We start from the raw sequence: 20,253 nt of genomic DNA on the forward strand, positions 1-20,253 counted from the left end.
GTGACACCGGCGACGACGAATACAATTATCGCTCCGACAACCGCAACACTGTCTGGAAGATGGACCAACGCTCGCTTGGCGAATATCGCTCCTCTGGTTGACGTCATCCCCCAGCCTCCTTCGCCTGGATGAACGCCTGATCCCAATCAGTCGGGTGGCCATCCACCCTAGCAAAAAGTGGCTCTGGCGGCGGGAACCCTGTCATGCATGCGGTAGAAATGTGTGCGTGACAGTAGAACCAGACGAGCAGGTCGACGCGGTGGCGGACGCGGTGCTCGCCGCGTCGCGGTTGCTGGTGGCGGTGTCGGCCCGGTCGATCGCGGCCGTCGACGAGTCGATCTCGTTGGCGCAGTTTCGTCTGCTGGTGGTGCTGTCGAACGGGCACCAGAAGGTGACCGCGCTGGCCGAGGCGCTGGACGTCAACCCGTCCTCGGCCACCCGTGCGGTCGACCGGCTGGTCGAGTCGGGTCTCGTCGACCGTCAGCAGAATCCCCGCTCCCGGCGCGAGACGCAGGTCAGCCTCACCTCGGCCGGGCGACGTCTGGTCAGCGACGTCACCCGTCGGCGACGCGCGGAGATCGCCGAGATCGTCGCGCGGATGCCGGCCGGCCATCAGCGCGGGTTGGTGCGGGCACTGCGCGCGTTCAGCGAGGCCGGGGGAGAGGTCAGCCAGGACGGGCCGGTGTGAACGCGATCGCGCGCGTCGCCTCGGCGACCTCCGGCCAGCTCGGGTCCCGCGGGTCCTCGGGGAAACCGATCATCGGGGCGAGGCGCTTCCAGGCGTGCGGGTGCTTGCGCTGGTAGGCCATCAGCACCTCGTGCGTCTCCGGGCCGTCGAGGAACCGGTGATCGGGCCGCAGCCACTGGTTGGCGCCGATCCGCACCTCGATGGCGGGGTTCGCCCGCAGGTTGCGGTACCAGTCGGGATTCTTGCCCCACGCCGCGATCACCACGACCTCGGGCACCGTGCGGTCGTAGCGCACGGTCTCCACCACGACCTCGCGCCGCGCGCCGGTCTTCCGGCCCCGGTGGGCGATGTAGAGCAGCCGGTGGCCGGTCAGCCAGCCCAGCTTGGCGCGGTAGAGCCAGATCGGTGCTCGCAGGGCGAGCCTGAGCAACCCGGTCGGCTTGCGGTCGACGGCCGCCACGGAGTCCCTCCTCACGAAGTGTGCGCAGAGCAACTTTTGCACAGTGCACAGATCGCCCGTCAGGAGCCCCGCAGCCAGCGGTCGAACCACGCACGGGTGCGCCGCAGGAAGTCGACTTGGTGGTTGCGTTCCTGGATCGCGTGTCCCTCTCGCGGATAGACGACGAACTCGTGCTCGACGCCGAAACGGCGCAGCGCCCGGTGGAAGTACACGGCCTGGCCGAGGGGCACGTTGGTGTCCTCGGCGCCGTGCAGGATGAGCACCGGGGTGCGTACGTGACGGGCGAAGGAGATCGGGCTGACCGCGTCGTGCGGGTGTGGGCCGATGCCGTCCCATCCCGTGCTGCCGCCGAGCGCGGCTTCGAACTGGCCGTTCTCCCCGGTCGCGGCGAGCATGCCCCAGTCGACGACACCGGCGCCGACCAACGCGGCGCGGAACCGATCGGTCTGGCCGACGGCCCAGGCGGCCAGGAACCCACCGTGGCTCCCGCCGGCGATGCCCAGCCGGTCGGGGTCCGCGATGCCCTCGGCGACGAGCAGGTCGATGCCGGTCAGGATGTCGGTCCATTCCTCCTGTCCGACCCGGCCGGCCACGCTGAGGGCGAACTGGTGGCCGTGGCCCTGGCCCCCGCGCGGGTTGGGCAGGAACACCGCGTAGCCGGCGGCGGCCAGCCACTGCGCGCTGGGGTGCCAGAACAGCTGGAAATCGTCGGCGTAGCGGTCGTACGGTCCGCCGTGAGCGATCGTGACCAGCGGAAACGGGCCGTCCGGCGCAGACTTTCCTACCGGCAGGACGAGTAGGCCGTCCAGGTCGAGGTCGTCGGCGGCGCGGTAGGCCAGCGGTTGTTGGATCCCGAGAGCGATGCCGTCCAGCTCCGGGCGAGTGTCGGTGATCCTGCGCAGCGGCCCGGTCGGTGGCCCGACGTGCACGTTCGCGTGCTGGTACCGGGTGCCGGTCAGCACCGCGATCCTCTCGCCGGTGGGGGTGGTGGTGAGGTCGTCGAGGCGCCCGGGGTGCTGCGACAAGGTCGTGGGGCCGGCGGGGTCGAGCCGGGCCAGGGTCGTGTTCAGGCCGTCGGCGAACACGACCAGTGGGGCGGTGTCGGTCTGGTGCAGTTCGGTGGGGCACATCGGGAGGCCGGACGTCCGGTTGCGCAGGACGCCACTGTCCACGGCCAGGTCGAACACGGCGGTACCGGCCTGCAGAAGCGGTGGCGTGAGCGCGACGTAGCCGAGGTGCCAGCCGTCGTCGTCCGGCCACCAGGCGAGCGAGTGTGCGTCCGCCCCGACCGCACCGAGATCCACCGTGGCCCCGGTCGTGGGATCGAGCAGGTGCAGTTCGCCGGTGCGGGGGCCGTAGTCGTTGTCGCTGCTGGCCTGGCTGAGTACGGCGAGCGGACCGCCGTCGGGGCGCTGCCGCAGTTCCACGACGTGCCGGTCGCCGAACACGTCCGGGGTGGTGACCTGGCCGGTACGCAGGTCGAGCAGACGCACCCGGGCACGCGGTTCGCGCTCGCCGACGACAATGGCGTCGTCGCGGTCCTGCGCGCGGCGCGTGTCCTGTTCGGTGGGTTCGTCCTCGGCGAGCAGCGCGACCAGGTCGGGGTCGGCGAGCGGCACGTGGTCGACGATCCCGGCGCGCCAGGTGGTCACCGCGGTCGCCGTGCCGTCGTCGACGGTGAGCCGGTGCACCTGCGCGGTGCCGCGGTCGGCGCGGTCGGACAGGAAGTACAGAATGCCCGAGTCCGCGGACCAGCGTGGCCGGGACTCCGTCGCGACGTCGGCGGTCGCCCGGCGCGACGCGGCGGCGCCGTCGGTGTCGACGAGCCAGAGTTCGGTGTCGAGGTGGTCGCCGGTCCGGCTGACGGGAGCGAGGACGTAGCAGAGCAGCCGCCCGTTCGGGGCAAGAGCCGGGGTCCGCGGTTGGCGACCATCGACCACGAGTTCGGCGGTCAGACCTGTCATCCGATCAGTCTGCGCCCTCCTACCGCGTTTGGTGGCCCGTTCCGGCCAGCACGGCCGGCTCGGGGTCGGCCGGCCGGGTGGGTCGTCGCGACGGGAGCAGGCCCGCCACGGCGGCGGCCACCAGCGCGGCGCCCGCACCGATCACCATGATCAGCCGGAACCCGTGCTCGGCCGGCAGGTCCACGCCGCCGAACGACGTGGTGACCCCGGCCAGCAGGGCGCCGGCCACCGCGCTGGACACCGACGTGCCGATCGACCGCATCAGCGTGTTGAGGCTGTTGGCCGCCGCGGTCTCCGACACCGGCACCGCGGCCATCACCAGCGCCGGCATGGCGCCGTAGGCGAACCCGATGCCGCCGCCGATCACCATCGACACCACCACCAGGTGCCAGATCTCCGACATCAGCACCAGGTTGAGCGCGTAGCCGGCGGCGACCACCAGCATCCCCAGGATCAGCGTCGTCTTCGGTCCGCGCGCCGCGGACACCCGCGCGGACAGCGGCGCCACCGCGATCATCACCAGCCCCGACGGCGCCAGCACCAGACCGACCGCCACCATGCCCTGCCCGAGCCCGTAGCCGGTTCCGGTCGGCAGTTGCAGCAACTGCGGCAGGACCAGCGACATCGCGAACATCGAGAAGCCGAAGACCGCCGACGCGACGTTGGTCAACAGCACCTGGCGACGCACCGACGTCCGCAGATCCACCAGCGGCCGCGGCGCGCGCAGCTCCCACCAGCCCCACACCGCCAGCACCACCGCGGCCGCGGCGAACAGCCCGGTGGTCGTGCCGCTCGTCCAGCCCCAGTCCGAGCCCTTGGAGATCGCGAGCAGCAGGCAGACCAACGCGGCGGACAACCCGATCGACCCCGGCAGGTCGAACCGGCCGCCGGAGCGGACCGGCGACTCCGGCACCACGGTGTACACGAGGACCGCGCACACCGCGCCGAACGCACCCGCCGTCCAGAACAGCACGTGCCAGTCGACCGTCTCGGCCAACAGCGCCGCCAGGGGCAGGCCGAGCGCGCCGCCGACACCCAACGACGCGCTCATCAGCGCGGTCGCCGAGCCGAGGCGCTCGGCCGGCAGCTCGTCGCGCATGATGCTGATGCCGAGCGGGATGACCCCGGACGCGAGACCCTGCATGGCCCTGGCCACCACCATCGGCCCGAGGCTGTCGCTGAGCGCGGCCAGCACCGATCCGGCGACCAGCAGCCCGAGGCTGATCAGCAGCATCCGCCGCTTGCCGTACATGTCGCCGAGCCGCCCCATCGTCGGGGTGGCCACGGCGGCGGCGAGCAGGGTCGCGGTGACCGCCCAGGCGGCGTCGGCCGCGGACGCGTCCAGCAGCCGGGGGAGCTGGGGGATGAGCGGAATGATGATCGTCTGCATGAGCGAGACGACGATGCCGCCGGAGGCCAGCACGGCCACGACCGTGTTCGGGCTGGGACGGGTCTGCGGAGCCAAGGCGGCGCCCTTCCGGGTGAATCGAAAGCAGCGAGTTAAAGCACGTGCTTGACTCAGTGTACGGGTGTGGGTTGACTGGGTTCGTCGAGTACGAGTCGAGGAGGACACGTCGTGGCGAACGAGCGGCACTACCCGATGACCGGTCCGACCGCGCTGGAGCCGCCGACCGAGTGGGCGGAGCTGCGGCAGGGTTGCCCGGTCGCCCCGATCACGCTGCCCAGTGGCGACCGCGCCCTCCTGCTGACCCGCTACGCCGACGTCAAGCAGGTGCTCGCCGACCCGAGGTTCACCCGCCGGCTGAACGCGCCCGACGCGGCCCGGCTCAGCACCGGCGAGTCGGGCGGGGTGTTCAACAACGACATGGCCGAGTCCATCCCCGACTCCGGCGAGGGTCACCTGCGATGGCGGCAACTCGTCGGAAAGTGGTTCACCGCCAAGCGGATGACCGCGCTGCGCCCCGAGATCGAGTCGATGGCCGAGAGGCTGATCGACGACATGGTCGCCGCGGGCGCGCCAGCGGACCTGCGGGCGGCGCTCGGGTTCCCGCTGCCGGTGTGGGTCATCTGCGAGCTGCTCGGCGTGCCGGGCTCCGACCGCGAGGCCTTCTCGCACTGGTCGGACACCATGCTCAACCTGACCCGGTACACCGACGAGGAGATCGCTTCGGCCCAGGGGGAGTTCGTCGCGTACCTGCGCGAGCACGTCGCCGCCAAGCGCGCCGACCCCCGGGACGACCTGCTCAGCACGCTCGCCGCCGACCTGCCGGACGACGCGCTCGTCGCCACCGGTCGGGGCCTGCTCGTCGCCGGGCACGAGACCACCGCGAACATGATCGGCAAGATGGTCGGCATGCTGCTCGCCGACCGCCGGCACTGGGAGCGGCTGCTGGCCGACCCGTCGCTGATCCGCACCGCCGTCGACGAGGTACTGCGCTTCGACGCCAACCCCGGCGTCGGCCTGCCGCGCTACATCACCGAGGACGCCGAGGTCTCCGGCGAGCGGATCCCGGCCGGCTCGACCGTCATGTGCAACATGGCCGCCGCCAACCGCGACGAGACGTTCTTCGCCGACGCGGACGAACTCGACCTCGGCCGGCGACCCAACCCGCACCTGACGTTCGGCTCCGGCACGCACTCCTGCATCGGCCAGGCACTCGCCCGGACCGAGTTGCAGGCGGTGCTCGCGGTGCTGCTGCGCCGGCTGCCCGCGCTGGAGCTCGCGGTGCCGGCGGCGGAGCTGAACCGGGTCGAGGGTCTGGTGGTCGGAGGGCTGCGCGAGCTGCCGGTACGGTGGTGACCGTGGTGACCGAGGTCGGCAGGCGTTCCCGGTCCGACCAGTCGGGCGGAACCAGGCAACTGATCCTGGCGACCGCCGAGCGCCTGTTCGCCGAGCAGGGGCTCTACGCCGTGTCGAACCGGCAGATCAGCGCGGCCGCCGGGCAGGGCAACAACGCCGCCGTCGGCTACCACTTCGGAACGAAGGCCGATCTCGTGCGGGCGATCGTGCGCCAGCACACCGAGCGGATCGAGGAGCTGCGGGCCGAGCTGGTGGCGCGCGTGCGCGGGTCGACGAACGTGCGGGACTGGGTCGTCTGCCTGGTGTGTCCGGTGACCACGCACCTGGACCGGCTGGGCGACCCGACGTGGTACGCCCGCTTCGGTGCCCAGGTCGCGGCCGACCCCGCGTTCCGCGACATCATGGCCGAGGAGTCGCTGGCCACCCCCGCGCTGCGCGAGGTACTCGACGGCCTCGGCCGCTGTCTCGCCGACCTACCGACCCACGCCCGCCACCAACGCGGCGAGATGATCCGCCTCCTCATGGTCCACGGCTGCGCCGAACGCGAACGCGCAACCTCGCCCAAGTCCACCTGGGACGACACCGCCACCGGCATGGTCGACGCGATCACCGGCCTGCTCACCGCCCCGGTCACCGGGTAGCGGCGCCGTTTCGGCTCCCGAATGACTGGGCGTCGCCTACGGTGGCCCGCGCACGCGGCCGGGGTCGTGCACCGGATAGGCTCGATTTCGAGCCGGCCACTGGCATTTCTCTAGCGCGGTCGGCGTCAACTTGAGAGTCCTTCGAGGAATTCTCCATACGCGCAGCTCAGGGATTCATCGGAGCTTCCGCGGCGGATTCGCGCGAGTATGTTCGGCTCACCGTAGTGGACATTCTTTCTTCCGAATTCACGAGGTGGACCGTGATCACCATTGACGAGCTCGCCAGCCTGATCCGCCAGGAGATGCGGGGCAAGCTGCCCAAGGACACCCAGATCGACGAGAACACCCGGCTGGACTCGCTCGGCCTGTCCAGCCTGCAGGTCTCCGAGGTCGTGTTCACCCTCGAGGACGAGCACGGCGTCGAGTTCGACCCCGCGCGCGCCGCGAACGCACAGACCCTCGGTGACCTGCTCGCCCTCGGCAACTCCGTGCTGGAAACCCGCTGAGCGGCGCGGGAAAGGGGACGAAAGGCCATGGATGGGCGTGAGCACTACACCTTTATTCTGATCTCGGCACTGCTGCCGCTGTTCGGTGTGGTCGCGGCGATCGTTCTGCTGTGGAACAAACTGGTCGGCCCGGCGGACATGGTCGCGTTCGGCATCATGTACGTCATCGCCGGGCTCGGGGTGTCCACCGGATACCACCGGCTGCTGGCCCACCGCGCGTTCCAGACCACCCGGCCGCTGCGCATCTTCTTCGCCGCCGCCGGGGCGATGGCCGGGCAGGGCCCGCCGATCACCTGGGTCGCCCACCACCGCCGGCACCACCGCGTCGCCGACAAGCCGGGGGACCCGCACAGCCCGTACCACGACGAGGAACCGGGGCTCAAGGGCGCGCTGAAGGGCCTCTGGCACGCGCACATGGGTTGGCTGTTCGAACGGGGGCTCAGCTCCGACCCGATGCGCTACTGCCCGGACATCCTGCGCGACAAGGACATGCGGTTCATCTCGAAGCACTTCACCTGGTTCGTGCTCGCCGGCGTCGCGCTCCCCGGCCTGATCGGGTTCACGCTCACCGGCACCCTCTTCGGCGCCATGACCGGCGCGCTGTGGGGCGGACTGGTGCGGTTCTTCTTCGCCAACCACGTCACCTACGCGGTCAACTCGATCGGCCACTACTTCGGCCGCCGCCGATTCGCCACGCCGGACGAGTCCCGCAACGTCGGCTGGCTCGCGCTGTTCTCCTTCGGGGAGGCCTGGCACAACAACCACCACGCCTTCCCCCGCTCGGCCAGCCACGGCATGCGCTGGTACGAACTGGACATCAGCGCGCTGGTGATCCGCGGCCTGGAACGGCTCAAGCTGGCCGACCACGTGATCCGGATCGACCGGGAGCGGCAGGAGGCCAAGGCCCTGGCGTGGGAGAAGCTCGGCGGTGGCCGGCACGCCCGCTCCACCCCGGCCAAACCGCTGGCGGAACGACGCACCGCCGCGGTGGGAATCGTCGATGTCGAGTAACACGGGCGGCGGGCTGTGGGACGCGTTGACCGCGGCCCGCCACTCCACCCTGCACTGCTGGGTCGACGACCACTGGGAGACCGCCACCTGGGCGGAGGTCGTCGCCGACGCCGCCCGGATGACCGCCGGGCTCCGCCGCCACGGCGTGCGCCCCGGCGCGCGGGTGGCGAGCGTGCTCACCAACGGCCCGGCCGCGGTGCGTGGCCTGCTCGGCGTGTGGCTCGCCGGCGGGACCATCGCCTCGCTGCCGGTTCCCGCCCGCGGCATGGACCCCGGCGAGTACGTCCAGCAGCTGGAGACCATCTGCGCGGCGCTGCGACCCGAGGTGTTCCTCGTGGAGCAGCGGATGCTCGGTCTGCTCGACGAGGACGTCCGGGCCAGGCTGCGGGTGCGGTCCTGGGAGTCGCTGGCCGACACCGGCACGGTCGACCAGAGCCCGCCCGGCGACGACGAGCCCGCGTTCGTGCAGTTCTCCTCGGGCAGCACCAGCGCCCCCAAGGGCTGCGTGCTCACCCCGCGCGCCATCGCGGCCCAGCTCGGCATGATCGGCACCATGCTCGCCGGGCGGCCCGAGGGCGAGGTCGCGGTGACCTGGCTGCCGCTCTCGCACGACATGGGCGTGTTCGGCACCCTGCTCACCCCGTGGGTCAACGACTGGCGGCTGCACCTGTCCACCCCGGAACGGTTCGCGATGGCGCCACGCACCTGGTTCGGTGACCTCGCCGAGTTCGGCGGCACGATGACCGCCGGCACCAGCACCGCGCTGCGCCTCGGCTCGCGGATCGGCCGGTCCACCCGGCTCGCCGGCGGGCTGGACCTCCGGGCCTGCATCATCGGTGCCGAACGGGTGGAGGCCGAGACCCTGCGCGGGGCCGTGGACACCTTCGGCCCGTACGGGTTCCGCGCCGAGTCGCTGATGCCGGCCTACGGGCTGGCCGAGGCCACCCTCGCGGTCGCCGCCACCCCGGTCGACGAGCCGCCCCGGCACCTGACCGTGGACGCGGTCGCGCTCGCCGACGGCGTCCTGTCCGAAGTGGATCCTGGCGCCGAGTCGGCCACCGCGGTGGTCGGCGCGGGCGTCCCGTGCGCCGGGGTCGAGCTGTCCGGCGCCCCGGCGGACCGGCTCGGCGAGGTCCTCGTGCGGTCCCCGGCGCTCGCGTCCGGCTACCTGGACGACCCGGAGCGCACCGCGGAACGGTTCGTCGACGGCTGGTTGCGCACCGGTGACCTGGGGTTCGTCCGCGACGGCCACCTCTACCCGGTGGGGCGGGCGGACGACGTCATCTCGGTCGCCGGCCGCAAGGTCTACGCGCGGGAGATCGAGAACGCGGTCGACGGCCTGGCCGGGGTGCGGCGCGGCTGCACCACGCTCATCGGCGCCGCCGACGGCCGCGAGCTGACCATGGTCCTGGAGGTCCGCAAGCAGCTCGACGACTACCGGCCGCTGGCGGAGGCGGTCGCGTCGGTGGCGATGGCCAAGGCCGCCGTCGCCGTGGACGACTGCGTGTTCGTCGCCCGCAACACCCTGCCGAAGACCCCCAGCGGCAAGATCCAGCGGCACCGCTGCCGGCAGCTCCTCGCCACCGGCCGGCTCACGCCGCTCGCCACCGTCCACCTCTAGCCGGGCAGGTTCCATGCACACCAAGACAATCCTGCTCACCGGAGCGGCCGGCGTGATCGGCCGCGCCGTCGCCGACGAGCTGCGCGCGCACCGGGTGATCGGCCTGGTGCACAACGACACCGACGTCCCCGGCCTCGCCGAGACCCTGCCCGGCGACCTGTCCGCGCCCCGGCTCGGCCTCGACTCCGCCACCTGGGACCGGCTGGCCGCCGAGATCGACGCGATCGTCCACTCCGGAGCGTTGACCACCTGGGGCCTGCCATGGCCGGAGTACCAGGCGATCAACGTCGACGGCACCAGGCGCGTGATCGAACTCGCCGAACGCGCCGGCGCACCGGTGCACCTGGTCAGCACCTGCTTCGTCCACGCCATCGAACTCGGCCGACTCGACGACCTGGGCCCCGACAACGTCGTGCGCCCGTACATCCGGTCCAAACTGGACTCCGAGCTGCTGCTGGCGGCCAGCGGCGTGCCGCACAACGTCTACCGGCCGACGAACCTCGTCGGCGACTCCACCACGGGCGCGAGCAGCCGCCCGCAGATCGTGCAGACCATGTCCGACTGGTTCTGCCGAGGCAAGGCCCCGTTCTTCCCCGCGCACGACGGCAACCTGGTCGACGTCGTCCCGCTGGACGTCACCGCGGTCGCCATCGCGCGCGGCGTGCTCGCCGGCGAGGTCGGCCACACCCGCTGGCTCACCTACGGCCCGGCCGCGATGTCCGTGGCCGACGCCCAGGACGTCCTGGTCGACCACAGCCGCCGCGTCGGCCGCGAGGTCACCCGGGTGCCGATCGTCGACCCGCGCCGGGGCCTTCCGGTGCCGCTGGCCGAGGTCCCGGCCACGTCCCGGGCGTTCCTCAAGGTCCTGATCGACGTCAGCGAGGTCACCTACGCCAGCGGCGGGGTCCTGCCCACCTCGCTGCCCGAGCTGGGCGACCGGTACGGGGTGCCGATGCCGTCCGACCGGGACGCCTACCGGGCCAGCCTCGCCTACTGGGCAGCGGAACGACAGACCGCACGCACCGCGATGAAGGAGGCCGTATGACAACCGACTGGCAGCCGCCCGACCTCTCCGGCACGGTCGCCCTGGTGACCGGCGCCAGCCGAGGCGTCGGCCGGGGCGTGGCCGCCGCGCTCGGCCAGGCCGGTGCGACCGTGTACGTCACCGGTCGCAGCACTCGCGGCACGAGCACCACGGAGGGCCTGCCCGGCACGATCGAGGACACCGCCCACGAGGTGACCGCCCGCGGCGGGACCGGCGTCCCGGTGCGCTGCGACCACACGGTCGACGCCGACGTCGAGGCCCTGTTCGAGCGGATCACCGCCGACCACGGCGGCCTGGACGTGCTGGTGAACAACGCGTGGGCGGGCTACGAGCGCAGCGACGAGGAGCGGTTCGACGCGCCGTTCTGGCAGCAGCCGCAGTGGCGCTACGACCTGTTCGCCGCGTCGCTGCGCGGTCAGTTCGTGGCCAGCCGGCTCGCGGTCCCGCTGATGCTGCCCCGGCCGCGCGGGCTGATCGTCAACATCTCGTTCACCGACGGCGACGTGTACCTCGGTCAGGCCGCCTACGACATGTGCAAGACCGCATCGGACCGGCTGGCTCACGGCATGGCCCACGAACTGCGCAAGCACGACGTCGCCGCGGTCGCGCTGCACCCCGGTTTCGTCCGCACCGAGCGGGTGGAGGCCGCGTGGGACCTGCTCGGCGCCGGCCCCGCGCAGGTGGTGCACTCCCCGGAGTACGTCGGCCGCGCGATCGCCGCGCTGGCAGCGGACCCCGAGGTGATGTCGGTGTCCGGTCAGCGGCTCGCCGTCGGCGACCTGGCCACGGCCTACGGCTTCACCGACGTCGACGGCCGGCAGCCGCCCGCGTTCCGGCTGGAGGGCCGGATCACGCTGGCCAGCCGGATGGAACGGCTCAACCGGGTCGTGGCACGAGCGGGGAGCGGAACATGACGGCGACGTACCAGGGCGCGTCCGCGGCGGCGATCCAGAGCCACTACGACCGGGGCAACGACTTCTACGCGCTGTGGCTGGACGAGACGCGCAGCTACTCGTGCGCCCTGTGGGACGGCGCGGACGACACGTTGCTGGCCGCCCAGGAACGCAAGCTCGACTACCTGGCCACCGGCGCCAACGCCCGCGGTGCTGCCCGGGTCCTGGACGTCGGCTGCGGCTGGGGCGGCATGCTGCACAGGCTGGTGCGGCGGTACGACGTGTCCGAGGTCGTCGGCCTGACCCTGGCGAACGAGCAGGCCGCGCACATCCGCTCGTGGGCCGACGCGCGCTACGACGTGCGCGTGGAGAACTGGATCGACCACGATCCGTCCACACGGGACGGTGCGGCGTACGACGCGATCGTGTCGATCGGCGCGTTCGAGCACTTCGCCGACTTCGGCATGACCCGCCCGGCGAGGATCGACGCGTACCGCCGGTTCTTCGACCGTTGCCACGAGTGGCTGCCCCGAGGCGGACGGCTGGCACTGCAGACGAACGTCAAGGGCAACAACGTCCGGATGGACCGGCGGACGGTGAAGGACCTGCTGTTCATCGTCGACCACATCTTCCCGGAGTCCGAGCTGCCGTGGACGTCGGAGATCCTGGAGGCCAGCGAGCGCCGCTTCGACCTGGTCTCGGTCCGCAACGACGCCGACCACTACGCGCGCACGTGCCAGGAGTGGCTGGACCGCCTGCTGGCTCAGCGCGCGAGGGCCGAGGAGTTGGTGGGGGAGCAGCGCGTCGCCGACTACGAGCGCTACCTGCGCGCGTCGGTCAACGGCTTCCGCGACCGCCACCTCGGCCTGGCCCGCCTGGTGTTCGAGCGTGTCTGACCTGGTTCCGGCGGTCAGCGAACGCTTAGCCACCAAGGATTCCGCCCGGTTAGCGGGCGGCGCCGTACTCTGGGGTTCCGCATGCATGTTCGCTCTACTCGCCGCCGGGACCATGACCGTGACGTTGTGCGCCGCGGCCACCGCGACGCCGGAGGACGCGGCCGGTGCCGCGGACGTGGTGACGCGCGAGGCCACCGCGCAGCGGCACAGCGTGGCGAGTTACTGGACCGAGGAACGGAAGCGTTCCGCCACACCCGAACCGGCGAGCGAGGCACGGCCTACCACGGCGACGCGGCGATCAACGTCTACGACGCGGTCGCGACCGTGTAGGTGACGTTCAGCCTCCGGTGGCGTTCCGCTTGCGCTCGTCGGTCCAGTACTCGCTGGCCGAACCAGGGCCGTCGTTCGAGGTCGAATCCGCCGACTCGGGGGCAGGTTCCACGTCTTCGGCTCCGCGCTGGGCCAGCGCCACCCCGGCGATCCCGCTTCCCACGACGGCGGCGGCGATGGCCGCGACGATTACCACTCGTTGCCGCATTCGACCGCCCTCCCCTCGGAAACAGGCGTGAATCACCGCATTGTAGGCCGCTTGGCCGTCCGTGCCGACGCGAACCTCGGTGACGGGTCAGACGCCGGGCGAGTGCCGCTCCGCCAGCAACAGGAACGCGTCGTCGACGGCTGCGGGGAGCCGGTCGGGACTGGGGCCCGCGGCGGCGCGGCCGGCGTAGTAGCACGCGAGGCCGAGTTCGGCCGCGAGGTGCGTGATCTCCGGCGTCGCCCCGTGGGAGGTCAGCCATTCTCGGAGGAACCCCGCGTAGGTCCGTTGCTTGACGAGGCTCCTGGCGCGCAGCTCAGGGTGCTGCTCGACGAGCCGTTCGTGCAGGACGAACTGGTCGGCGGGCTGCACGATGTGTCGCACATACCTGCCAACGAGCGTCCGGACCAGTGACAGTGCCTCGTTGAGCGAGTCGCCGACCGGGCTCGGGACGTCCAGCGTGGCCACCTCGGTGAGCACCGACCGCACCTGGTCGTCGGTGCCGAACAGCACCTCCTGCTTGTCGCCGAAGTACCGGAAGAACGTGGTTCGCCCGACTTCGGCCCGCGCGGCGATGTCGGTCACCGTCACCTGGTCGAAGCCGCGTTCGGCGAACAGCGCGTACGCCGCGTCGACGATCGACTCGCGTGCTCGGCGCTGCTTGCGTTCGCGCAGCGACTCCTGGCCAGTCATCGGGTCCTCTCAGCAAGGTATCAGGTTCCATGTGGTACTCAGTACCAGTAGGGATCGAGCCCCACCGAAGGAGAGGATCTCATGAAGAAGTCAGTGCGGTTGCTGCTCGCGGCCGCGGTCACCCTCGCGGCCGTGGGTACGACCACGGCGGCCGCGGCATCCACCTCGGCGTCGCAGAGCCCGGCCGTTTCGGAGCGCGGCCTGCCGTTCGACACGCCCTGGCACACCGAACACCGGACGAAGGCGTTCCTCAACGCCTTCGACGAACGCGACTTCGGCGCGCTCGGGCGCCTCGTCGACCGGAACGCGCGGCTGGTGCTCCGCCTGCCGTTGGACGGCTCGCAGGACCCCGGCCCCGGCTACGTCGGTCGTGACCAGGTGGTCGGCTACTTCCACACCGTCACCGAGAACATGCCGGTCACCACCATGGTCGACCTGAGAATCAGCGCCAGCGCGGACGGTCGGTCGTCGTTCGTCCAGTTCGACGGTGACTTCCGGACCGCGGACGGACGTCCCTACCGCAACGTGTACATCTGGCGGATGGACTGGCGACGGGGCAAGGTGACGTCCTTCGAGGAGTACGGCAACCCGATCACCTACTGCCGCACCTTCCCGGGCACCCCCGGGTGTTCCGCCTGACCTGAGCGAGTCAGGCGATCGCGCCGACGTCGACCGGCCGCCGTACCGACGGCACCAGGAACGCCACCAGTACGGCGGTCGCGGTCAGGCCGAGCATCACGGTGAACGCGTGGTGGAAGCCGGACATGATCGCGTCCGCCGGGGTGGTGCCGGTGGCCAGTTCGCTCGCGAAGCGGCGGGTCGCGAGGGTGGCCAGGACCGCGAGCCCGACCGCGCCGCCGACCTGCTGGGACGTGTTGAGCGTTCCGGACGCCGCACCCGCCTCCGCCGGTGCGATGCCGCTGACGGCGGTCACCGTGTTCGGCACCAGCGCGAGACCGAGCCCGGCCCCGCACAGCAACAGCGCCGGCAGCAGCTCCTCGACGTAGCCACCGGTGGCGGTGGTGCGCAGCAGGAGGTACTGGCCCGCCGCGAACAGCAGCAGACCACCGACCACCAGCGAACGGCTGCCGATCCGGGGGAGCAGCCGGATCGCGAGCACCGTCACCACCGCGATGGCCACGCCGAACGGCGCCCACGACCAACCCGTGCGCAGCGGCGACCACTGGTGCACCTGCTGCATGTACAGCGTCAGCAGGAAGAACATCCCGTACAGCCCGGCGGACACCAGCACGGTCAGGATGTTCGCGACCGCCACCGGCCTGCGCGCGAGCAGGCCGAGCCGGACGATCGGGTTCGCGGTCCGCCGCTCGTGGGCCACGAACGCCACCAGCAGCGCCGCCGCGCCGGCCAGTCCGGCCACGGTGACCGGATCGCTCCAGGAGCGGTGCGACGTTTCGATCACCGTGTAGATCAGGAGCAGCAGTCCCGAGGTGACCAGGGTGGCGCCCACCGGGTTGAACCGGCCGGTCGACGCGCAGGCCTCGCCTGTCGGCAGCAGCAGGGTCAGCCCGCCGAGCACGATCGCGATCGGCACGTTCACGAAGAAGATCCACGGCCAGCCGACGGCCTCGGTGATCACTCCGCCGAGGATCACTCCGCTGACCCCGGCCACCCCGATCAGACCACCCCAGATGCCGAGGGCGCGACGGCGCGCGTTCTCCTCGGTGAACGTGACCACCAGGATGCTCAACGCCGCCGGGCTCAGCAGCGCGGCGCCGAGTCCCTGCGCCGCACGCGCCACCACCAGCAGCTCCGGTGAGCCGGCCAGCCCGGCGACCAGCGACGCCACGGCGAACAACGTCAGCCCGACGCGGAACATCCGCACCCGGCCGAACAGGTCCGCGCACCGCCCACCCAGCAGGAGGAAACCGCCGAACAGCAGCATGTACGCGTCGACCACCCAGGCCAGCTCCGCGGTGCCGAAGGCGAGCTCCGTACCGATCGACGGCAGCGCCACGTTGACGATCGTCTCGTCGATCACCACGACGAACTGCGCGCCGCAGGTGAGCACGAGGGTGAGTGCCGCCACCCAGGGGGAGCGGACGCGGATCTGCGGCTCGGCGACCACGTCAGCTCCGGACCGCGCCCGGCCGCGCCGCCGCGTACAGGGCGCGGGCGACGAACGCCGGTGTCAGCACCTTCAGCATCGACCGGTTCCTGGTGATCACCGAGGTGAACTTCTCGGCCACCTTCGGGTCCCGCACCGACGCCGACAGCACCACCTTCATCACTCCGGACAGGGCCAGCCTGGTGCTGAGGTCGATGATCTGGGCTTGGTGCGGGAACAGCCGGAACCGGTGCGTCCGCTCGTAGCGGCGCGCCGCCTGGTCGATGCGCTTCGGGTGCCCGGAGCGGACCGCGTCGGCGACGGCGTCGCTGAGCCACTCGCCGCCCTGGATCGCCCAGCCGCACCCGGAGCCCTCCAGCGGGTCGGCGACCATCGCGGCGTCGCCGACCAGCGCCACGCCTGGCGTGGTGATCCGCCAGCGGGTGACGCTGGGATACGACCTCGAGCTCAGTACCTCGGTGGCGCGCTCGGCGCGGGACAGGTCGGGGCCGTCCGGCAGGTTCCGGTAGGCGTCGAGCAGCACGGCCTCCCGGTCGCCGCGCTCGGCCGGCAGCCTGCGCTTGTCGAGCATCGCCGCGAGTACGACGTGGCCGTCGTCCATCGCGCCGACCGACACGACGTCCGGCATGTTCAGCCAGATGCTGAGCGTGCGGTCCGGCGGCACCTCGACGCCTCGGTAGTGCGCGAACAGGAAGAACCGCTTGGGTTCGGTGCGGTGTCCGGGGAGACCGGCCAGCTCGGCGATCTTCGACGAGTGCCCGTCGGCGCCGACCACCAGCCGTGCCCCGAACCGGCGGGCCTCACCGTCGACCATCGCCAGCACGCCGTCCACCCGGCCCTGCCGGTCGCGGGTCAGCTCACGGGCCTTGGCGCCGAGCACCAGGTCCACGCCCGCGGTCTCGGCGGCCGCCTCGCGCATCAGCGGGTCCAGCGTCTCGCGGCGGATGTTGTAGCCGTGCGGCGGGCAGTCGTCCATCCGCGGAACGTGCAGCCAGCCGTAGGGCGTGTTGAACGCGTCGTGCGCCGGCACCCCGCCGGCCTTCTCGATCGCCGCGTCCACGCCGATCCGGCGCAGGGTGGGCAGCGCACTGGAGCGGATCGAGGTCGTGCACATCCGCTTGTAGGTGGTGGGCTGCCGGTGCGCCTCGAGCAGGGCGACGTCCAGACCGGACCGTCCCATCAGGATCGCCGCGGTGCAGCCGGCGAGCCCGCCGCCGACGATCACCACGTCGTAGTTGTCACTCATGAGAGCCGCTGCTTCCGTGCCGTCTGGCGGTCCAGGTACACCGCGGCCCGGTCCAGCTCGGCGCGGATGTTGTCGGGCAGGGTGCGCCGCAGGATCGCCTCCATCGGCCACCGGGCGACCGGCGTGACGTTCATCGAGGTGACGCTGCGGACCAGGGTGCCGCCGTCGACCGGCGCGGCCTCGAACGTGGCGCCGAACGAGACCAGATGACGGATGAACCTGTTGTGCGGCAACGGAGTCATCGACATCTCGATCGTGTCGCCGGCACGTTGTACCCGCATGACCATCTTCGGCGCCGGCCCGGGGATGCCGGGCAGCACCGGGCGGAACCTGAAGTCGGTGCGGTCGCCCTCCCGGCGGGCCCAGTCGATCGCGCCGATCTTGTCGTCGACCTCGGCGTACCGGTGGACGTCGAGAACGAACTCGAGAAAATCGTCAGGAGCGCAGTTCATCGTCTCTTCGACAACGACTTCCAGCATGGGGAAATGATAGTCCGCGCCCCTTGGCGTTTTCCAAATCGCACTCGCCTCCGGCATAGTGGAAACAACCCGGTGAGAGGATGACACGTGTCGCCGCTAGGTATTGCCGCTCTCGGCAGTTATCTCCCCGCCGACGTGGTCGAGGCGGAACCGGTCGACCCGGCGGTCGACCCGTTGGCCGCCAACCCGCTGCTGCGCCTCCCGCGCACCCGGCACCGGGTGACCGGCGAGACCGCGGCGCGGATGATCGAGCGGGCCGCCCGGCCGATGTTCGAACGGCTCGGGCTGGACCCCGCGGGCAACGTGGACCTGTTGCTCACCAACGTGTTGCTGCCGGACAACTTCATCACCGGTGCGGGCGCCGACGCGGCCCGCCTGCTCGGCTGCGACCCGGAGCTGGTGCTCGACGTGCACAACAGCGGGTGCGCTTCCTTCCCGTACATGCTCAAGCTGGCCCGCTCGATGGTCGTCAGCGGCGAGGCGCGGCGGGTGCTGGTCGCGAACGTGCAGAACACCGCCGGCCAGGTGTACGCGCAGCCCGAGCTGAGCGGGAAGAACAGCGCCCTGACCGCGGGTGACGGCTGCGGCGTCGCATACGTCACCGCGGACGGGCCGTCGCCGGTGCTCGGGGTTCGGGTGCGCAGCACGCCCGCGTTCGCCGAGGACATGGCTCTGGTGACCGGGTCCGGCCGCCGGTACTGGGAGGCGGGGGCCGGCGAGGTGGAGATCGCGTTCACCGAGGAACGGCAGGCGGAAATCATCGAACGCGGCAACCGGCTCGTTCCGGAACTGGTCCGGGAACTGTGCGACAAAATCGGTGTCCGGGTCGAGGACATCGGCCTGTTGGTCACCAATCAGCCGAACCGGATATTCCTGATGAAATGGCGGAACACGCTCGGTCTGTCGCCGGACCGGCATTTCGACACGTTCGACCGCTACGGCAACCTGTATGCCGCCGGGGTGCCGGTGACGCTGGCGACCGCGGCCGCCGAGGGCCGCCTGCGTGACGGGGACCTGGTGGTGCTGGCCGGTTTCGCGCACGCCGGTGACTTCGCGGCGGCGGCCGCCGTGCGCTGGCACTCCTGACCACGACTATCCCAACCACGTCTCGATCGCGGCGGCGGTCAACCCCGCGTGTTCCTCCAGCACGGAGAAGTGACCCGCGGCGACCCGGGTGACGGTGTCCGCGACGTCCCACGGCGGCCACGGGCTGTCCGCCGCGACCTGGAGCACCGGCACCGAGGGTTCGGCCGGCCGCCAGTCGGCGAAGATCCGCAGGTACGCGCCCATCGCGAGCAGCACGTCGTCGTTTACCGCGATCCCGTTCGGATCCCGGTCCAGCACGGTGCCCATCGCCCACTCCAGCATGGCGTCCTGGCGTGCCGGGTCGGGTGCGAGCGTGTCGACGAGGACGACTCCGGCCGCCGGGTGCCCCTGACGCTCCAGGTGTGATGCGAGGGTGTGCGCGACGACGCCGCCGATCGAGTGTCCGACGAGGACGTACGGCTCGCCGCCGGCCGTGGCGCGGACGGCCGACGCGAGGGCGTCGAGCGCCGCGGTCCAGGTCGCGGGAACGCTGCCGTCCCGGTCGAACCCGGGCAGTACCAGGGCCGAGGTGCGGGCGCGCCGCGCGAACGCGGTCGCCAACCGGACGAACTGGTGCGGCCCGGAGCCGCCGAGGAACGACGGCACGCAGATCAGCTGGGGCCGGGCGTGCCCGTCGCTGACCAGCACACCGCGCGGCGGTCCGGGCAGCTCGCCGGGCGACCGGAACGCCGGCAGGAACCGGGAACCGATGGTCAGCATCGGGAGGGCGTCGAGCAGCTGGCCGGCGTCGTTGGCGCGCCGGAGCAGGCGGGTCAGCGGGGCCGGGCTGGTGGTGATCATCGGATGCCCAGTTCGTTGTCGATGAGGTCGAACAGCTCGCTCGCCGACGCGGACTCGATGCGGTCGGCGGACAGCTCCGGCTCGGACCCGTCCTCGAGGAGCTGTTGCACGGCCCGCAGCCGGTCGGCCAGGTGCGCGCGGTCGGCGTCGGTGACGGTCTCGGTGAGCGAGGTCAGCTGATCGAGCAGGGCGTCGACCTGGCTCGGCGGCTGCTGCGGGCGCAACCGGGTGAGCAGGTGCTCGGTGAGGGCCAGCGGGGTCGGGTGGTCGAACACCAGCGTGGGCGGGAGGGGGAGGCCGCTGGCGTGGGTGAGGTGGTTGCGCAGCTGGACCGCGGTCAGGGAGTCGAAGCCGAGGTCCCGGAAGTTCGTCGTCGGGTGGATGTTCGCGCTGTCGGCGTGTCCGAGGACGGTGGCGGTGGTGGTGGTCACCAGGTGCTGGACGTGGTCGTGGTGCCGGTCCGCCGGCAGGGCGGCGAGCTGTTGCGGCAGGACGCCCTTCGCTGTCCTGGTACCGGTGTGTTTCGCGCCGGCCGGGAGGAGCCGGTGCAGGACGGGTGGGGTGGTGTCCCGGGTGAGGCCGGCGGGGGAGAAGCGCATGGGGCACAGGTGCGGTTCGGTGCCGGTGAGGGCGGCGTCGAGGTGGCGGAGGCCGGTGGACGTCGGCATCGGGTGGATGCCGAGGGCCGCCAGCCGGTTCCGGTCGGCCTTTGTGAGGTGACCGGTGAGCTGGGTGTCGGTGTGCCAGTGGCCCCAGGACACGGCGGTTGTGTTGGTGCGGTGGTGGGCGAGGGCGTCGAGGAAGGTGTTGGCGGCGGCGTAGTTGGCTTGTCCTGGCC

21 protein-coding genes are annotated in these 20,253 nt (G+C 71.5%); 11 read left to right on the forward strand and 10 right to left on the reverse strand.

Features of this window, described 5'->3' with window-relative positions:
- The first annotated feature begins 226 nt into the window (after positions 1-226).
- Positions 227-688, forward strand: coding sequence for a MarR family winged helix-turn-helix transcriptional regulator (locus JT362_RS11115; protein ID WP_260191007.1), 462 nt, complete (start codon positions 227-229; stop codon positions 686-688).
- Here the strand turns inward: JT362_RS11115 and JT362_RS11120 are convergent.
- The 3 genes from JT362_RS11120 to JT362_RS11130 are packed head-to-tail and all read right to left on the reverse strand — an operon-like array spanning position 666 to position 4,577.
- Positions 666-1,148 carry a nitroreductase family deazaflavin-dependent oxidoreductase gene (locus JT362_RS11120; protein WP_260191008.1) on the reverse strand — a complete coding sequence of 161 codons (483 nt, stop codon included), beginning with the start codon at positions 1,146-1,148 and terminating at the stop codon, positions 666-668. The genes JT362_RS11115 and JT362_RS11120 overlap by 23 nt on opposite strands.
- A 59-nt stretch (positions 1,149-1,207) precedes the next feature.
- Entirely contained in the window at positions 1,208-3,112 is a 1,905-nt protein-coding gene (locus JT362_RS11125) for a prolyl oligopeptidase family serine peptidase (protein WP_260191009.1), read from the reverse strand.
- A gap of 19 nt (positions 3,113-3,131) precedes the next feature.
- Positions 3,132-4,577: an MFS transporter gene (locus JT362_RS11130; protein ID WP_375546470.1), complete on the reverse strand. Its 1,446-nt coding sequence runs from the start codon at positions 4,575-4,577 to the stop codon at positions 3,132-3,134.
- Between the two features lie 135 nt (positions 4,578-4,712).
- Between JT362_RS11130 and JT362_RS11135 the strand changes: the two genes are divergently transcribed.
- From JT362_RS11135 to JT362_RS11170, 8 genes are all read left to right on the forward strand, one after another.
- Complete coding sequence (locus tag JT362_RS11135) at positions 4,713-5,873, forward strand: cytochrome P450 (RefSeq protein WP_260191059.1); 1,161 nt, start codon at positions 4,713-4,715, stop codon at positions 5,871-5,873.
- On the forward strand, positions 5,867-6,514 hold the full coding sequence (locus JT362_RS11140) for a TetR/AcrR family transcriptional regulator (protein WP_375546471.1): 648 nt from the start codon (positions 5,867-5,869) through the stop codon (positions 6,512-6,514). Before JT362_RS11135 ends, JT362_RS11140 begins: the two co-directional genes overlap by 7 nt.
- 260 nt (positions 6,515-6,774) lie before the next feature.
- Positions 6,775-7,020: an acyl carrier protein gene (locus JT362_RS11145; protein ID WP_260191011.1), complete on the forward strand. Its 246-nt coding sequence runs from the start codon at positions 6,775-6,777 to the stop codon at positions 7,018-7,020.
- Positions 7,021-7,047: 27 nt separating this feature from the next.
- Positions 7,048-8,031: an acyl-CoA desaturase gene (locus tag JT362_RS11150; protein ID WP_260191012.1), complete on the forward strand. Its 984-nt coding sequence runs from the start codon at positions 7,048-7,050 to the stop codon at positions 8,029-8,031.
- Complete coding sequence (locus tag JT362_RS11155; protein ID WP_260191013.1) at positions 8,021-9,652, forward strand: AMP-binding protein; 1,632 nt, start codon at positions 8,021-8,023, stop codon at positions 9,650-9,652. Before JT362_RS11150 ends, JT362_RS11155 begins: the two co-directional genes overlap by 11 nt.
- A gap of 13 nt (positions 9,653-9,665) precedes the next feature.
- Positions 9,666-10,697: an SDR family oxidoreductase gene (locus tag JT362_RS11160; RefSeq protein WP_260191014.1), complete on the forward strand. Its 1,032-nt coding sequence runs from the start codon at positions 9,666-9,668 to the stop codon at positions 10,695-10,697.
- Positions 10,694-11,611, forward strand: a complete 918-nt coding sequence (locus JT362_RS11165; protein ID WP_260191015.1) for an SDR family NAD(P)-dependent oxidoreductase — start codon at positions 10,694-10,696, stop codon at positions 11,609-11,611. The genes JT362_RS11160 and JT362_RS11165 overlap by 4 nt, the downstream gene beginning before the upstream one ends.
- Positions 11,608-12,486 carry an SAM-dependent methyltransferase gene (locus JT362_RS11170; protein WP_260191016.1) on the forward strand — a complete coding sequence of 293 codons (879 nt, stop codon included), beginning with the start codon at positions 11,608-11,610 and terminating at the stop codon, positions 12,484-12,486. Before JT362_RS11165 ends, JT362_RS11170 begins: the two co-directional genes overlap by 4 nt.
- Before the next feature lie 337 nt (positions 12,487-12,823).
- Here the strand turns inward: JT362_RS11170 and JT362_RS11175 are convergent, their stop codons facing one another.
- Positions 12,824-13,024, reverse strand: coding sequence for a hypothetical protein (locus tag JT362_RS11175; protein WP_260191017.1), 201 nt, complete (start codon positions 13,022-13,024; stop codon positions 12,824-12,826).
- An 87-nt stretch (positions 13,025-13,111) separates the two neighbouring features.
- Positions 13,112-13,714, reverse strand: coding sequence for a TetR/AcrR family transcriptional regulator (locus JT362_RS11180; protein ID WP_260191018.1), 603 nt, complete (start codon positions 13,712-13,714; stop codon positions 13,112-13,114).
- Between the two features lie 81 nt (positions 13,715-13,795).
- Here JT362_RS11180 and JT362_RS11185 point away from each other — a divergent pair, with 81 nt between their 5' ends.
- Positions 13,796-14,353 (forward strand): nuclear transport factor 2 family protein, encoded by a 558-nt coding sequence (locus JT362_RS11185; protein ID WP_260191019.1) that lies wholly within the window; start codon positions 13,796-13,798, stop codon positions 14,351-14,353.
- Between the two features lie 10 nt (positions 14,354-14,363).
- Here the strand turns inward: JT362_RS11185 and JT362_RS11190 are convergent, their stop codons facing one another.
- Genes JT362_RS11190 through JT362_RS11200 form a run of 3 tightly spaced genes read right to left on the reverse strand, consistent with a single transcriptional unit; the run spans position 14,364 to position 17,528 of the window.
- On the reverse strand, positions 14,364-15,803 hold the full coding sequence (locus JT362_RS11190; protein ID WP_260191020.1) for an MFS transporter: 1,440 nt from the start codon (positions 15,801-15,803) through the stop codon (positions 14,364-14,366).
- Position 15,804: 1 nt separating this feature from the next.
- Positions 15,805-17,049 carry an NAD(P)/FAD-dependent oxidoreductase gene (locus JT362_RS11195; RefSeq protein WP_260191021.1) on the reverse strand — a complete coding sequence of 415 codons (1,245 nt, stop codon included), beginning with the start codon at positions 17,047-17,049 and terminating at the stop codon, positions 15,805-15,807.
- Positions 17,046-17,528, reverse strand: a complete 483-nt coding sequence (locus JT362_RS11200; protein ID WP_260191022.1) for an SRPBCC family protein — start codon at positions 17,526-17,528, stop codon at positions 17,046-17,048. Before JT362_RS11200 ends, JT362_RS11195 begins: the two co-directional genes overlap by 4 nt.
- An 87-nt stretch (positions 17,529-17,615) precedes the next feature.
- Here JT362_RS11200 and JT362_RS11205 point away from each other — a divergent pair, with 87 nt between their 5' ends.
- The gene (locus tag JT362_RS11205) at positions 17,616-18,614 is read left to right on the forward strand and encodes a 3-oxoacyl-ACP synthase III family protein (RefSeq protein ID WP_260191023.1); all 999 of its coding nucleotides are present in this window, start codon (positions 17,616-17,618) and stop codon (positions 18,612-18,614) included.
- A 6-nt stretch (positions 18,615-18,620) separates the two neighbouring features.
- Here JT362_RS11205 and JT362_RS11210 read toward each other — a convergent pair whose 3' ends face one another.
- Both JT362_RS11210 and JT362_RS11215 read right to left on the reverse strand, forming a co-directional pair.
- Entirely contained in the window at positions 18,621-19,415 is a 795-nt protein-coding gene (locus JT362_RS11210) for an alpha/beta fold hydrolase (protein ID WP_260191024.1), read from the reverse strand.
- The coding region (locus JT362_RS11215; RefSeq protein ID WP_260191025.1) for a beta-ketoacyl reductase at positions 19,412-20,253 on the reverse strand (842 nt) is incomplete at its 5' end. The genes JT362_RS11215 and JT362_RS11210, both read right to left, overlap by 4 nt.

Source organism: Actinophytocola gossypii (assembly GCF_025165815.1).
GTDB lineage: Bacteria > Actinomycetota > Actinomycetes > Mycobacteriales > Pseudonocardiaceae > Actinophytocola > Actinophytocola gossypii.

Bases quoted from the DNA above. Each gene is read 5' to 3' on its own strand.
- JT362_RS11195 (WP_260191021.1), bottom strand. From the start codon at position 17,049: ATGAGTGACAACTACGACGTGGTGATCGTCGGCGGCGGGCTCGCCGGC.
- JT362_RS11180 (WP_260191018.1), bottom strand. From the start codon at position 13,714: ATGACTGGCCAGGAGTCGCTGCGCGAACGCAAGCAGCGCCGAGCACGC.
- JT362_RS11125 (WP_260191009.1), bottom strand. From the start codon at position 3,112: ATGACAGGTCTGACCGCCGAACTCGTGGTCGATGGTCGCCAACCGCGG.
- JT362_RS11175 (WP_260191017.1), bottom strand. From the start codon at position 13,024: ATGCGGCAACGAGTGGTAATCGTCGCGGCCATCGCCGCCGCCGTCGTG.
- JT362_RS11170 (WP_260191016.1), top strand. From the start codon at position 11,608: ATGACGGCGACGTACCAGGGCGCGTCCGCGGCGGCGATCCAGAGCCAC.
- JT362_RS11155 (WP_260191013.1), top strand. From the start codon at position 8,021: ATGTCGAGTAACACGGGCGGCGGGCTGTGGGACGCGTTGACCGCGGCC.
- JT362_RS11210 (WP_260191024.1), bottom strand. From the start codon at position 19,415: ATGATCACCACCAGCCCGGCCCCGCTGACCCGCCTGCTCCGGCGCGCC.
- JT362_RS11150 (WP_260191012.1), top strand. From the start codon at position 7,048: ATGGATGGGCGTGAGCACTACACCTTTATTCTGATCTCGGCACTGCTG.
- JT362_RS11200 (WP_260191022.1), bottom strand. From the start codon at position 17,528: ATGCTGGAAGTCGTTGTCGAAGAGACGATGAACTGCGCTCCTGACGAT.
- JT362_RS11185 (WP_260191019.1), top strand. From the start codon at position 13,796: ATGAAGAAGTCAGTGCGGTTGCTGCTCGCGGCCGCGGTCACCCTCGCG.
- JT362_RS11165 (WP_260191015.1), top strand. From the start codon at position 10,694: ATGACAACCGACTGGCAGCCGCCCGACCTCTCCGGCACGGTCGCCCTG.
- JT362_RS11160 (WP_260191014.1), top strand. From the start codon at position 9,666: ATGCACACCAAGACAATCCTGCTCACCGGAGCGGCCGGCGTGATCGGC.
- JT362_RS11135 (WP_260191059.1), top strand. From the start codon at position 4,713: ATGACCGGTCCGACCGCGCTGGAGCCGCCGACCGAGTGGGCGGAGCTG.